The 14,679-nt window shown below is 34.9% G+C and carries 10 protein-coding genes; 7 read left to right on the top strand and 3 right to left on the bottom strand.

The annotated features are described in order from the left end of the window. Nucleotides 1-68: 68 nt before the first annotated feature. Nucleotides 69-1,751, bottom strand: a complete 1,683-nt coding sequence (locus FAF07_RS06465; protein ID WP_142784332.1) for a DUF4270 domain-containing protein — start codon at nt 1,749-1,751, stop codon at nt 69-71. 22 nt (nt 1,752-1,773) lie between these two features. Beyond that, a complete protein-coding gene (locus FAF07_RS06460; RefSeq protein ID WP_142784331.1) occupies nt 1,774-2,583 on the bottom strand; it encodes a glycogen/starch synthase in 810 nt (269 codons plus the stop codon). A gap of 197 nt (nt 2,584-2,780) precedes the next feature. Between FAF07_RS06460 and panC the strand changes: the two genes are divergently transcribed. The 7 genes from panC to FAF07_RS06425 all read left to right on the top strand — a co-directional run bounded on the left by panC (nt 2,781) and on the right by FAF07_RS06425 (nt 11,895). Next, complete coding sequence (gene panC, locus FAF07_RS06455; RefSeq protein WP_142784330.1) at nt 2,781-3,635, top strand: pantoate--beta-alanine ligase; 855 nt, start codon at nt 2,781-2,783, stop codon at nt 3,633-3,635. Nucleotides 3,636-3,648: 13 nt separating this feature from the next. Beyond that, the gene (gene panD / locus FAF07_RS06450; RefSeq protein ID WP_142784329.1) at nt 3,649-3,999 is read left to right on the top strand and encodes an aspartate 1-decarboxylase; all 351 of its coding nucleotides are present in this window, start codon (nt 3,649-3,651) and stop codon (nt 3,997-3,999) included. A 6-nt stretch (nt 4,000-4,005) separates the two neighbouring features. Next, the gene (locus FAF07_RS06445) at nt 4,006-4,974 is read left to right on the top strand and encodes a lysylphosphatidylglycerol synthase transmembrane domain-containing protein (RefSeq protein WP_142784328.1); all 969 of its coding nucleotides are present in this window, start codon (nt 4,006-4,008) and stop codon (nt 4,972-4,974) included. A gap of 79 nt (nt 4,975-5,053) precedes the next feature. Next, on the top strand, nt 5,054-6,202 hold the full coding sequence (locus FAF07_RS06440; protein WP_142784327.1) for an alpha/beta hydrolase: 1,149 nt from the start codon (nt 5,054-5,056) through the stop codon (nt 6,200-6,202). Further along, entirely contained in the window at nt 6,202-7,560 is a 1,359-nt protein-coding gene (radA, locus tag FAF07_RS06435; protein WP_142784326.1) for a DNA repair protein RadA, read from the top strand. Before FAF07_RS06440 ends, radA begins: the two co-directional genes overlap by 1 nt. A gap of 112 nt (nt 7,561-7,672) precedes the next feature. Next, the gene (locus FAF07_RS06430; protein WP_142784325.1) at nt 7,673-10,576 is read left to right on the top strand and encodes a PEP/pyruvate-binding domain-containing protein; all 2,904 of its coding nucleotides are present in this window, start codon (nt 7,673-7,675) and stop codon (nt 10,574-10,576) included. Between the two features lie 2 nt (nt 10,577-10,578). Next, entirely contained in the window at nt 10,579-11,895 is a 1,317-nt protein-coding gene (locus tag FAF07_RS06425; RefSeq protein WP_142784324.1) for a serine hydrolase, read from the top strand. A gap of 1 nt (nt 11,896) precedes the next feature. Here the strand turns inward: FAF07_RS06425 and FAF07_RS06420 are convergent, their stop codons facing one another. Next, a complete protein-coding gene (locus FAF07_RS06420; protein ID WP_142784323.1) occupies nt 11,897-14,641 on the bottom strand; it encodes an Npt1/Npt2 family nucleotide transporter in 2,745 nt (914 codons plus the stop codon). Between the last annotated feature and the right edge of the window lie 38 nt (nt 14,642-14,679).

The raw sequence follows: 14,679 nt of genomic DNA, 5'->3' as shown, positions 1-14,679 counted from the left end.
TTATACGACGAAAGTCATTTTTTATAATTATAAATGACTTTCGGCGTGCGAATTACATATTGTAAAGATTAATTTTCTTTGGGTTCTGTATAAAATATTTCGAAGGCCATTCTTTTCTTTTCGTCAACAGTGCTATGGGTGCCATATAAAATAGTCCCTCTGGGCGAAATAATAGAGACAGATGGAATTGACTTAACCGCATCTTCGCTATCTAAAATTTCCGCATTATTAATGAGGTTCACATTATTGGATATCACCAACCCTAATTTGGTGTTGGTTGAATCTTTAAGCAAGATATTGTTCAAGTGCTCAGTCAGTCTAATTTTATATTTTGGAACATCGTCTTCAATAATTCTTTGCCCCAAGCTGATGACTTTTGAGTTATAAGGCTCTTGGCTATTTTCTACAGGATCAATAAAATAATCGACAGTTGGAAGTTCATTGGCAATATCATAGGCATAAATACGGTCGTACTTATGGTAGTCCTCATCTGAAGGCAGCGACGTTACGTCTTCATAAATGACCAATTGGGCCTCATTAATTAAGCGTTTTAGTTTGAAATTCCCCGTTGTCGGTTCTGTAATAAATTTTCCGTCTTTATCCGTTTTTCTGTAGTCACTAATAAAATCTTCTAAGCCATCTGGAATGTCATTATCGTTTAGGTCTTCATTTCCAAATAAATCTACAACGGCCATGGAGCCAGCAGTTCCTTTTAAATAGAGTTGTAGGTCGCCTAAATCTTTATCGCCGTTTTCTAGTATTACTGATGAAAAATCATTGATAAAAGTATTTAATCGGTTTCCTGAAAAATTAAGAGTATAAGTCTCTGTATCATCGTCGGTACTCGCATCATTGATATAATTGATAGTGATATTAGCTTCGTTTGAAGCCAGATTAAGCAATACCATATTACCATCGTTACCTATATTTTCAGCTTTGAAATACAAGCCTCTAAAATAATTCTTAAAATTATTAGAATTGCTTAAGTCTGCTTCGGTGGCATCGAGAAATAATAAATTTGTCCAAAAATCTTTGTTCAATTCAACTTTAAGCGCAGGGGCAGACCTTGTCGTAACTGCAGTTTCACCTTCACCGGTAATTGTAATAATGGCATCAGCACTCGGAATGAAATTGTCATCATTATATACTAAAGCGCCCTTTTGCTCGTCAAAATTTATGAGAGCGTTATCGGTAAGAGCAAAATTATCAGTCATGTTAATGCCACTTTCAGCATTTGAATAATAGTTCTGTGCCTCGTTTGTACTTGAATTAGGGTTAAAATCCCTTAAAAAGTAATTGTTTTGATAAATAGAGAGTTTTATAAACGCCTCTGGATTTCCGAATAGCGAATCTTGTATGGTATAAGTAAGGTTTCCATCACCATCTACGTCGATAGCTCTACTAAAATACGGTATGTGCAAGGTTACCGATTTAATAATTGGGTTAACGCCAAAATCGACACCAAACGTTGTTGGTGTTACTTGCGTAATAATACTCGCTTTTGTGAGTCCGTAAGAAGGATCGTTATAAACACCAAGCAAATTAGCGCTTAAACCGTTTATTTGAACAGAGTCTAACTTTTTATTGTAGGCCAAAACAGGAAGTTTATTAAAACCTGTGTTAAAGTTAGCGTTATCTCTACCAAGAACATCACTCTCAAGGATGTTAAAGTCTTTGTCGCAACCAACAAATAAAATGACAATTAGGCTAAAAAGACTTGAGAATTTTAGGGCTTTAAATATTTTTTTCATATATAATATAAGGAACGTGGGTCTAGCTTAAAACGTCATTATTAATAAACGCCGTGTAGGCTTCTCCAAATTCATCTTTATGTTTGTGTTCTAAAACAGGTTTTTCAGATGCCTTAATGTAAGTGTCTAAACTTTCTGGAATTTCTTCTGATCCAACAATTAGCGCATCAGAATAATCGATAGCTACTTTCATTAAGTTGGTGTATGTTGGTTCTTTCAAACCTTCAATAGCATCATCATTAATGTTGTCAAATTTAATCTTATTAAACAGATCTTTATTTAATGTTTCGTTAAAACTTTGATTATATACAGAGGTTACTATTTTACTTTCATTGAATAAGGGTTCATCTTTATAATATTCTTTTAGATAAACAGGAAGTAATGATGCTAACCACCCATGCACATGAATAACATCTGGTGCCCAGTTTAACTTTTTAACGGTTTCTATAACACCTTTTGCAAAGAAAATAGCGCGTTCATCGTTATCAGAAAACAATTTGCCATCCTCATCCGTTAACGTGGCCTTTCTTTTAAAGTATTCGTCATTATCTATAAAATAAACTTGAATACGCTCTTTAGGAATCGATGCTACTTTAATAATAAGTGGCATATCTAAATCATTTACAACTAAATTAATTCCAGAAAGTCTAATGACTTCATGCAATTGATGTCTTCGCTCATTAATATTCCCGTATCTAGGCATGAAAATTCTAATTTGTCCGCCTTGTTGGTTAACCATTCTTGGCGCTTCAAATGACATGGATGAAATTTCGGTCTCAGGTAAATAGGGTACTACTTCAGATGATACATACAATATCCTCTTATCTTTCATATGCTAGGTTTTGGTGACTTTAATGGTCTTAAAAAATGTGCAAACAACGATTTTATGGGTATTATAAAATTGATAATGCACGTCATGTATCTGTCTTTCTTTTGAGAATTCAAAATAAAAAACACGCAAAAGTACAAAATTTTATGCAAATTCACTCTAAAATCTTAAGTTTGCACGCGTTAATTTTTTATTAAATAGTGAAAATTTACAATCAAAAAACAGTGATTTCGCCTGATATTCAGGTACTAAAATCTCAACAACACACGATAGGCTTAGTCCCTACTATGGGCGCCTTGCATCATGGTCATTTAGCGCTTGTGAAAAAAGCGCTTCATGATAACAACTATGTGGTTGTGAGCATTTTTGTTAATCCAACCCAATTTGACAATACTAATGATTTAAGCAAGTACCCACGGACTTTAAATAACGATGTAGAATTGCTTAAAACACTTAACGAAAATAACCGCATTTTAGTTTATGCACCTAGTGTTGATGATATATATGAAGGCGATATAATTTCTCAGGATTATAAGTTTGGTGGTATTGAGTTCGAAATGGAAGGACGTTTTAGAAAAGGACATTTTGACGGGGTAGGGACTATTGTGAAACGGTTGTTTGATATTTTAAAACCAGATAAGGCCTATTTTGGTAAGAAGGATTTTCAGCAACTTCAAATAGTTAAAGCCCTAGTTAGAAATTACGATATGCCTGTAAACATAGTAGGTTGCGAAATCCATCGTGAAAGTGATGGTTTAGCCATGAGCTCTCGTAACGCTCGTCTAACAGAGGAATATAGACAAGCAGCCCCGTTTATCTACAAGACGCTAAAAACTGCCAAAGCAAAATTTGGCACAGAAAGTGCTAATAAAATAACGGAATGGGTTGAAAATCAGTTTGCAAAACATGATTTATTAAAATTGGAATATTTTATTATTGCAGATATAGAAACCTTGAAACCAGTAAAAAGAAAATCAAACAAAAAATCATATAGAGCTTTTATAGCCGTATATGCAGATGATATTAGACTCATAGATAATATCGCACTAAATTAATTATCTTTGCCACATGCAAATTCAAGTAGTAAAATCTAAGATTCATAGAGTAAAATGTACAGGTGCCGACCTTAATTACATTGGTAGTATAACTATTGATGAAGATTTAATGGAAGCTGCCAATATTATACAAGGTGAAAAAGTTCAAATTGTTAATAATGACAATGGTGAACGTCTTGAAACTTATGTTATACCAGGGCCGCGAAACAGTGGTGAAATTACCCTAAACGGTGCTGCTGCCAGAAAAGTTTCGGTTGGCGATACCTTAATTTTAATAACCTACGCCTTCATGGATATTGAAGAGGCTAAAGTTTTTAAGCCGTCTTTGGTATTTCCAGATGAAGCCACAAACTTGTTAAAATAAGTTGTTTTGAAACCACAAACAAGAAAAATACTTACCATTATACTCCCACTGTTGTTGGGAGTTTTTTTGGTCTGGTATTCGCTATCCAAGGTTTCAGTTGAAGAGTTATTGGTCTATCTTAAAAAATCCGATTATAAGTATATTATAATGGGTATGTTCCTGGGTTTGCTAAGTCATTTATCACGGGCATACCGCTGGCGTTTTCAGTTGGAGCCTATGGGTTACAACATCAGATTTGGTAATAGTGTCATGGCTGTTTTTGCTACCTATTTAATTAATTATACCATTCCCCGAGCAGGTGAAGTAGCCAGAGCATCCATTCTTACTAATTATGAAGGCGTCCCTTTTGAAAAGGGCATTGGGACTATTGTTGCAGAGCGTATTGCAGATGTTATTGTCATGTTTGGCATTATTTTAATAACCCTTTTTTTACAGTTTGATTTTATTTATGGCTTTCTTGTAGATACTTTTGATCCCATTAAAATAATCATTGGGATTTCAATACTTGCGATATTAGTCCTTTTATTTTCAAGATTTATAAAGAATAGTGATTCTAAGATTGCAATAAAAATCAGAAATTTTATTAGTGGTTTGGTAGAGGGTGCTTTGAGCATTTTTAAGATGAAAAAGAAATGGGCATTCATTTTTCACACCCTATTTATTTGGGCTATGTACTTACTTATGTTTTATGTCACTTCCTTTGCCATTGAAGATTTAGAAGGAATTTCAGCAGGTGCTATTTTAATAGGTTTTATATCTGCCAGTTTTAGTATTGCCGCTACAAATGGTGGTATTGGCTCTTATCCTTTAGCTATTTATGCCGCATTTTCTATTTTTGGAATTGCTGAAGAACCGAGTATTGCCTTTGGATGGATTATGTGGGGGTCACAAACTTTAATGATTATCATTTTCGGAGGCTTATCCTTAATTTATTTACCTATTTACAATCGAAAAAAGGGTTCGCAAAAAAAGTGACTTCAATGCGTTTGCTTTTTTAAGGGTTCACTTATTTTCATATCTTGCCAGTACTAAATCTCAAATCAGTATCCTATTTATGAAACCATTCCTTTTTGTTCTGTTACTGCTAGTATCCATTTTAAGTGTTGATGGCCAGGCTATTTATAAATCTATAGAATCTTCAAAATTAGGCGAATCTCGCGAATTAAAAATTCAACTACCTAGAGGCTATAACGCTAACGAAGATCAGCATTACCCTGTGTTTGTCGTTTTGGATGGCGATTACCTTTTTGAGGCCGTTACAGGTAACGTCGATTATTATTCCTACTGGGAAGATATGCCAGATGCCATTGTAGTAGGTATAAATCAATTTGATAAACGTTATGATGATTCCATGTATTCCGAACAAAATTCACTTCCTATTGAAACAGGTGTCAATTTTTTTGAGTTTATAGGCATGGAGCTATTGCCTTATATTGATAAAACCTATAGAACAGCTAATTTTAGAGTGGCGGTAGGACACGGCGAAACAGCTAATTTTATTAATTATTTTTTACTGAAACCAAAGCCATTGTTTCAAGGTTATATTGTGATAAGTCCAGAATTGGGGCCTCAAATGATTGAATATATTCCAGAGCGTTTAAAAAGTATAGACACGCAAACATTTTACTATCTAGCAAATACTAGCGGTGATTCTAAGCCTATAATCGGGATGAGCAACGCTTTACATACCGACCTATCTGAATTAGAAAATGAGAACTTGCATTACAACTTTAAAAGTTTTGAAGGCCCTTCACATTACGCCTTGCCTTTACATGTGTTGCCAAATGCTATAGAGAAAATTTTTAGTGTGTTCCAACCTATTAGTAAAGCCGAGTATAAAGAAACAATCCTTAAGTTAGAAACCTCGCCTGTTGTATATCTTCAAGAAAAGTATGAGACTATTTATAATTTGTTCGGCATAGAGAAAACCATACTTATAAACGATTTTAAGGCAATTTCGGCAGCCATAGAAAAAATAGAAAAGTTTGAATATTTTGAAGAACTCGGCAAAATAGCTAGAAAACAATATCCTAAAACACTTTTAGGTAATTATTACTTGGCACGCTTTTATGAAGAAACAGGAGAGTCTAAAAAAGCAATGTGGACCTATCAGTCGGCTTATACTTTAGATGAAATAGCAGGCATCACCAAAGATGTAATGCTTGAAAAAGCAGATTTAATTAAAGAAGACTTCGGATATTAATGGCGAAAATAAAAACGACTTTTTTTTGCCAAAACTGTGGCTCGCAATATGCGCAATGGCAAGGACAGTGCAACGCCTGTAAAGAATGGAATACTATTGTTGAAGAGGTTATTCAGAAACTTGAGAAGAGCGATTGGAAGCCGCCAACCTCAAGGGCCAAAAGAACCGCTATTCCATTAAGAATTAATGAAATTGATGCCTCAAAAGAAGCCAGATTAAACACTTTTGATGGCGAGTTTAATCGTGTTTTAGGGGGCGGGATTGTTCCTGGTTCATTGACTTTATTGGGTGGTGAACCTGGCATTGGTAAAAGCACTTTGTTGCTTCAAATTTCTTTAAAGCTGCCTTATAAAACCTTATATGTTTCTGGAGAGGAAAGTCAGAAACAAATCAAAATGCGTGCAGAACGTATTCATCCAGAGAATAACAATTGCTACATTTTAACAGAAACCAAAACGCAAAACATCTTTAAGCAAATTGAAAAGTTGCAACCAGAAATTGTGATTATAGATTCCATTCAAACCTTACATTCAGATTATATTGAATCCTCTTCTGGGAGCATTTCGCAAATAAAGGAATGCACCAGCGAGCTTATTAAGTTCGCCAAGGAAACATCTACGCCGGTGCTGCTTATTGGTCATATCACCAAGGATGGAAATATTGCAGGGCCAAAGATTTTGGAACATATGGTAGATACGGTTTTGCAATTTGAAGGCGATAGAAATCATGTGTTCCGAATTTTAAGAGCGCATAAAAATAGATTTGGTTCTACAAACGAATTGGGTATTTATGAAATGCAGGGATCTGGGCTTCGTGAGGTCTCAAATCCTTCTGAAATTTTAATATCTAAAAAAGATGAAGAATTAAGCGGAAATGCCGTTGCAGCTACTTTAGAAGGTGTACGTCCGTTAATGATTGAAGTTCAGGCGTTGGTGAGTACTGCCGTTTATGGCACGCCACAACGCAGTGCTACAGGTTTTAATGCAAAACGTTTGAACATGCTACTGGCCGTTTTAGAAAAACGTGCTGGCTTTCGTCTGGGAGCAAAGGATGTGTTTCTAAATATCACCGGTGGTATCACTGTGGATGATCCGGCTATTGATCTGGCTGTGGTAGCTTCAATTTTATCATCCAATGAAGATGTAGCGCTTCAAAAAGACTTTTGTTTTGCGGCAGAAGTAGGGCTTTCAGGAGAAATTAGACCCGTGCAACGGGTAGAACAACGTATTTTGGAAGCCGAAAAATTAGGGTTTTCAACAATTTTTGTTTCAAAATACAATAAAATGTCATTAAAAAACACAGTTATTAAAATTCAGCTCATCTCTAAAATAGAAGATTTAGTAGATTTTATTGTTTAGGTTCATTTGAGTTAAAATAATCTCTAAAGCCATTAAGTATAACAATTTTAATAGGTTATCATTGCAAATTGTAATAAAAAAATATATTACATTAATACCCAAATTTATCAAAATGCACAAATCGAATTACATTATATTACTTCTCGTTTTTTTTACCACACTAAGTTGGTCTCAAGAGCTATCTAATAAACAGTTAGAGCATTTAGTAGAAACTTATAAAAAGGACATCCGCGGGCCATATTACAGAATTAAATGGTTTTGTAAAGACGGTAGCATAAGGGAGCCCAGAGATCCTTGTCCAGATAGTATTGGTGGTGGCATTCAACATGCCAGTTTTAAAGAAAGTGCCATAAATTTGCGAAAAACCAACCATTTATTTTTTGGAGATATTTTGGCTGCCGCCGAAAAGGACGCGTTCTTAGATAAAACAAATAATTATAGCAGGTTAAAACAATATCAAATAGGAAAATATCTAGCCAGTGTGGATGACGGCTGGATATTAAGAAAAGGACAGTATTACAGAGGTGCTATTCAATCTGAAGATGAAGAAGCTTGGGGAAAGGACTTTTTTGAGTGGTTGTTAAAAAATGACAATTTACTGCAAAGCAATTATTATTTAATTAGACAAGCGCTGAAAGATATCCCTCATAACGGCGATAGTAACATCGCACAACTCATGCGGAGTCAATCTAAAATTATTTCAGAAGAATATGTCCCTTTTATGGATTTAAGAATAAAAATTCATGGAAAGCCAGAAGCTGCTGATGTAGATGCTGTGAAAACTTTTGCAAGAAAGAATCAATCGAAGCTATCTACCAATTTAAAAAGAGATTTTGGAGAACTTATTGAAACGATGGAGAAGTATTATGCTCCTATCGATTTTGATAAATTAGAAAGTGATTTAAAAGGTGTCTCTGTTATTAATGAAGCTACTAAAAAAATCATGGCATTTATTCAAGATAATAAGAATAACGAATCTTCGGCATCCTTTAGTTCTAATATTGCTAATATTTTAAACACCATTCGTCTACACATAAATAGTTTTGATAAGAGTGATGACAAATTGATTTTACTTGATATTTCAAATGAATTGGAGCACACCTTATTATCGCAACTTCAAGATTGGAAAACAGAAACCCTGTATCATAATCTGGAAAAAATAAACACCTTAGTGTGTGCTGCCATGGGGACAGGCCTCCTCGAAAACTGGGAATATCAAGCCATTGAAGAAGCCATAGGAAGTCAGTTGGCTAAAGATGAATTAAAAGTTGACGAATTAAACGATGTTTTAAGTGTTGCGCGAAGTGCTGTAGAATGGAGCGCCTCAATGGTTAAAGCCAATTATCAGAAGGACGTGGATATCTATACAGCCTTTGAACCTTTAGCCTATAGTTTTATTGATGATAGAGTTAGAAGTAGCATCGCACTTAATCTTGGTGAAACCGTTAGTGAATTGGGTAGTTTTGTTGCAAAAGCCACGAATATTAATAATACGGTGATGTCTATCGGTAATCAAAGTGCCATTAGAGGCTTAAATCCTGGATACGCTAAAGGGGAGTTGGTTGTTGTTGATGGCAATCCCGATTTAGTAGAAGTGAGTACAAACAAAATATACATCTTTGAAAAACCACCTGCCGATTTAAAACCTGTAGCAGGAATTATGACGGTATCAGAAGGGAATTTGGTGTCGCACGTGCAATTATTAGCTAGAAATTTAGGAATTCCTAACGCAGCCTTGTCTTATGAAAATCTTAAGGATTTAAAAAAATACAGTGGTAAAATGGTATTCTACGCGGTGTCCAATAAAGGCAATGTGGTTTTAAAAACAGAAGACGATATGTCTCATGTTGAGCAGAATTTATTCAGCAAACAACAACGTAGTAAAAATGTAATTGCGGTTCCTGTAGATCAAATCCGATTGGATAAAAAGAAGGTAGTGAACATGCGCGATGTAGACGCCAAGGATTCTGGAAAATTATGTGGCCCAAAAGCTGCCAATTTGGGAGAGTTGAAAAAGTTGTTTCCAGATCAGGTGGTGGAAGGATTAATTATTCCGTTCGGGATTTTTAGGTCGCATATGGATGAAGCTATGCCTGGTGAAAACAAGTCGTACTGGGCATATTTGAATGATACGTTTTCAAAAGCGAATGAAATGCAATCGGAAGGCGCTTCAGAGGACGCTGTAGAAGATTTCCAACTCAAGGCCTTGGAAAAATTACATAAAGCCATTATTAAAATGCCACTTGACGCCTCATTTTTAAAAGATTTAAAAAGTAATTTTAAGTCTGTTTTTGGAGATAAAATTGGCGATGTTCCTGTGTTTTTAAGAAGTGACACGAATATGGAAGATCTTAAAGAGTTTACAGGAGCAGGATTAAACCTCACTTTATTTAATATTTTAGATGAAGCCGAAATATTAAATGGCATAAAGCGTGTCTGGGCATCTGCATATACCGAGAGAAGTTTTAAATGGAGGCAGAAGTATTTGTCTAACCCCGAAAATGTATTCCCGTCAATTTTAATTATTCCGAGTGTCGATGTGGATTACTCTGGTGTCATGATTACTAAGGGGATAAATTCTGGAAATGACGACGATTTAACCGTGGCATTTAGTAAAGGCGCTGGAGGTGCCGTTGACGGTCAATCTGCAGAAACAAGATTAATTACCGAAAAAACCCACGTGCTACTGGCGCCTGCGAGACAATCGGATTATATTCGATTGCCAAAAACTGGCGGCACTAAAGAGTATATTGCCACTTTTGAATCACCTATTTTAAATAATAAGAATATTGAAGATATTCGTGAAATTGCAAAAGAAGTTAGAAAAAAGTTATCTGAAGAATCAGTAAACAATCAGGCTTTTGATGTGGAGTTTGGTTTTAAAGATGACAAACTGTGGCTGTTCCAAATCCGTCCTTTCGTTGAAAATAAACAGGCCAAAAGCTCAGACTATCTTTCGGCTATTGCACCAAAACTGGACAAGAATTTAAAAATTAAGCTTTCAACATCTATATAATTATGAAAAAGTTACTTAGCATTTCGATACTGTTCGCCATTTTAATATCATTTGGCTTCACTTTTTATCCTATTGATGGTTACGAAACCACGGGCATAAAAAGGTTATATCAACTCAGAAAATTTCAATTGGATAGCGTTCGCTATACGCGCATCCCAGCAGGAGCCTATAAAAAACTGGAGGATATTAAGCTAAATCTTACCAATGTAAAAGAAGATAGTGTTAATAAAATTTTAGTTGAAGATGACGATTTTGCTAAACGTATAAACAGGTTATTTCCTGGCGGTGGATATTCTGCAGCTGTACTCGATATGTCCGATCCCGAAAATTTAAAGTACGCTGCGTATAGAGAAAATGTTGGCTATCAACCAGGAAGCGTTGGTAAAATAGCCGTTTTAAATGCGGTTTTTTATCAATTAGCAAAATTATGTCCAGACTCTTGGGAAGATCGCGTGATGTATCTAAGAGATATTAAAGTGACCTCAAGATATTGGGGTACGGGCGACCATCACACCATTCCTATTTATGATATTGAAAAAGACAGACTCACTAAAAGACAAGTTGTGGCAAGTGATGAGTTTTCGTTATATGAATGGTTAGACCACATGGTTTCTGTAAGTAATAATGGTGCGGCCAGTGTCATGTATAGAGAAGCGATGCTTATGGCAGCATTTGAAGAAAACTATTTTGAACTGACTGAAGAGCAAGCAGAGACATATTTTAAGGAAACGCCTCGAGATTCATTAACTAACTTAGCAAATACGGTTGTTAACGAACCATTACGTGAACTTGGTATTACAGAAGATGACTGGAGATTGGGCGGATTGTTTACACGTCCTGCAGGAAGATACGTGGGTAGAAAAGGGGGAAGTATTGGTACGCCAAAAGGATTAATGAAATATCTGGTTAAATTAGAACAAGGGAAAGTAATAGACGAAAAATCTAGCTTGGAAATTAAACGCTTGTTGTACTTAACAGACCGTCGTATCCGTTATGCGAAATCTAACCGCTTAGACAGTGCTGCTGTTTATTTTAAATCGGGGAGCTATTATAAATGTGATCGTGAAAAGAATCCAAATTGTCAAAAATATGCTGGCAATGTGTTTAATTATATGAACTCGGTAATTATTGTAGAACATCCAAACAATACCAAGTATATAGTGTGTTTAATGACGAATGTGCTTAATAAAAACTCGGCAGGAGCGCATATGTACTTGGCAAGTAAAATTGATGACTTGATTTCTAAGGATAATATAGATAAAAAGCCGCCAGTTGTTGAGGTAGACTATAAAGATGAAGAAGATACAGGTGATAATTAGTTTAAAGCTTTTTTAACTCTTTCAGGGTTTCAATAGCAGTAAATCTTATATCCTTGTTTTGGTGTTTCGTTAAAGATGCCACTGTTGGGATATAAGATTTGTTTTTTAATATTTCAATTAGTTTTAGCAATTCAAGCTTAATGCGTTTCCCTCGTTTTCTAATCAGCAATTTTATATAAGCACTTTCTGGAATGATATTTAATTTCAAGCGCGAATTGTTAACTTCACTTTCGTCCACAATATAGTATTCTACCAGTGGTAGGACTCTTGATTTTAATTGACTTTGAAGTAAATTATCTAAAAATTCCAAGGCATTTATGCGAGCTTCTTTTACTTCACTTATTAGCCCCGAGTAACTCACGTTAATATCTGCTTCTTCGTACACCAAACTCAACAACTTAAAGATACATTGCAGGCTCGTTTCAAGTTGTTCTTCTAAAACCCCAATTAGACTTTCTCTAGCGGCAGAAATAGGGGTGTCTACTTCAATATCTCCTTTACTTAAATATTGAATGGATGCGATAATGTCCAAAGTATCTTTAACGTATTTACTTTCATTGATTATGGCATTATTAAACAAGCGTTTATTAAAATATAAATGCTCACTTTTCGATTTTAATTTGATTAATGATTTTGCAGATTCAAATCGTATTATAACATCTTTACTTTTAAGAAGCCTAATTAAGACTTTTACAGCACCTTGGGTATTGTAAGATTGCACTATTTTAGGGATGTAACGTTTTGCGTCGACACCAAGTTCTTCTTTTCTATCTAGCTTAATAAAGGTTTTGGTTATTTCAGAGCCATATCTTTTAAGAGATTTAATGGCGATGTTTCTATAGGTTTTGGTTTTTAGAAAACGAATGAGCACTTCTATATACGATTCATCGACAGTAATGCCGGCCGCTTTTATAGCGTGTTTTACAATGTAGGACTTCTTATGATTGAGATTAAGGTTGATAAATGGATAATATTGCCTTAAGCCCGAATATGCTATAGTTATAAGCAATTTAGCAATTTCTTCTTTCCGCTCAACATCATTATCATCATGTAAAGATTTAACTTTATCGGCAATTCTTTTTTCTAAATTATAAGCTTCTGATAGCCGTTTATTGTCTGATGCCTCCTTAGCAAGACATAGTAATGCTGCACCGGAGATATACCTGCTTTCATGATCTAAATATTGATTGAAAAATTCATTTTTATTTAAATAGGAGTGTTCTAAAATATATTCTAAAGCGGTATAAACCAATTCATCATCTTCGGAAATAATAAGCGATTTAACCTTGTTAATGGCAGTCCCTTTATCGTAAGCATACAACTGCTTAATAGCTTCGATTTTTACTAAAATAGATGGGAAATCCAGTAAGGCAATAATTTCTGGCTTTAAGGCATTAATTTTATATTGGCTAATTTGATCGAGCATGTTTAAAATAGCATCTTCGCTTCCAGTTCTTAAAATTCTTCTGGAATACGAGATGGTATTCTCTTTTCGAGATTCTTTTTTATTAAGGGCTTCTGTGGTAAGGTTGCGTTGAATGTTTATTCTGAAAGAATTGAAATACGCTTCCCTGAGTTTGTATATTAATACAATCCATGCGAAAGTAAATAACAATATGATTACAGTAATATACGTTGTATCGAGATCTAATTTCCGAATTAAGAAAATAAGCATCAAACCGGCTAATCCAGTAGCAATACTATCTACAGCAACATCTATAAAGGATTTGGCCTGATTTTTTATATGAAAGGGAATGGGCATGATGGATAATTCTACCGCCGCTTTGTTAACGGATTGTTTGAAACTGCCATCAATCCCTTTTATAATAATTAACACCCATAATTCAGGAAAGGTTATAAAGAGCAAACTTCCAATTGCTATGCCCAGTGGGAGTATTAATAAGGTAGTAGAAACGCCAAGTTTACTTAATAACTTATTTGTTAAAAAGAGCTGGAGTATCAGTGCTAATACATTAAAGGTTGAAAACCAAAAACCGAAGAATGAAGCCAATTTATCAGGATCCAGTATCGCTTTGTTGGCGAAATCGCTAAATTGAAAATCCACTAATTTAGCGACAACCACACCTAATCCAGTAATAATAGCGAGATAGGTTAAGTGTTTGGATTTTGAAATAATCTTTAAAGCAGATTCACCGCCATTAGAATCCGTATATTTTCGTTGTTTCCTTACGTAGGTATTAAGCTTCTTAATTCTTAAAGACCATATTTTATGCATGATAGGAATGCAACACAAGATTAAAATAGCTGCAACTAATATTGCGGTGACATTATTGAATGCTGAAACTATGATACTCGTTAAATAGCCTCCAAACACGCCTCCTGCAATGGCACCAGCACCAATAAAACCAAATAAGCGTTTGGCTTCCCTAGAGTTAAAAACAATATTGGCTAAAATCCAGAATTGCGAAGTGGCAATAACTGCAAATAGAGACACCCCCACGTAATAAGCGTAAAGTATATATTTATTAAGTACTCCAAAATTAAGAATTGCACATAACGCAATAAAACTTAAACTAAAAAATATAAGGGTAATTGTGGTAACTTGAACGAGGGCAAATCTAATCGCAGCTTTATTGTAGTAATAGGTGGTAATGACTGCTACAATAGCCACGATAATGTAGCCATAAGGTAGGCTGTCTGCGCCTAATCGCGATAAGAAAAGAGCATTAACAGTTGGTTTAACAATAAGCAACACCGTTATGACTAGAAAGATATATAACTGCATTAAAAAAGAGATGTATAATTCACCATCTCTTAGTCCAA

It is taken from the genome of Changchengzhania lutea, from assembly GCF_006974145.1.
Classification (GTDB): domain Bacteria; phylum Bacteroidota; class Bacteroidia; order Flavobacteriales; family Flavobacteriaceae; genus Changchengzhania; species Changchengzhania lutea.
The sequence above is the reverse complement of the archived record's forward strand: the minus strand, read 5'-3'. Positions and strand labels throughout refer to the sequence as shown.

Coding starts and splice junctions, on each gene's coding strand:
- FAF07_RS06425 (WP_142784324.1), top strand. CDS start 10,579: ATGAAAAAGTTACTTAGCATTTCGATACTGTTCGCCATTTTAATATCA.
- radA (WP_142784326.1), top strand. CDS start 6,202: ATGGCGAAAATAAAAACGACTTTTTTTTGCCAAAACTGTGGCTCGCAA.
- panD (WP_142784329.1), top strand. CDS start 3,649: ATGCAAATTCAAGTAGTAAAATCTAAGATTCATAGAGTAAAATGTACA.
- FAF07_RS06430 (WP_142784325.1), top strand. CDS start 7,673: ATGCACAAATCGAATTACATTATATTACTTCTCGTTTTTTTTACCACA.
- FAF07_RS06460 (WP_142784331.1), bottom strand. CDS start 2,583: ATGAAAGATAAGAGGATATTGTATGTATCATCTGAAGTAGTACCCTAT.
- FAF07_RS06440 (WP_142784327.1), top strand. CDS start 5,054: ATGAAACCATTCCTTTTTGTTCTGTTACTGCTAGTATCCATTTTAAGT.
- FAF07_RS06420 (WP_142784323.1), bottom strand. CDS start 14,641: ATGCAGTTATATATCTTTCTAGTCATAACGGTGTTGCTTATTGTTAAA.
- FAF07_RS06465 (WP_142784332.1), bottom strand. CDS start 1,751: ATGAAAAAAATATTTAAAGCCCTAAAATTCTCAAGTCTTTTTAGCCTA.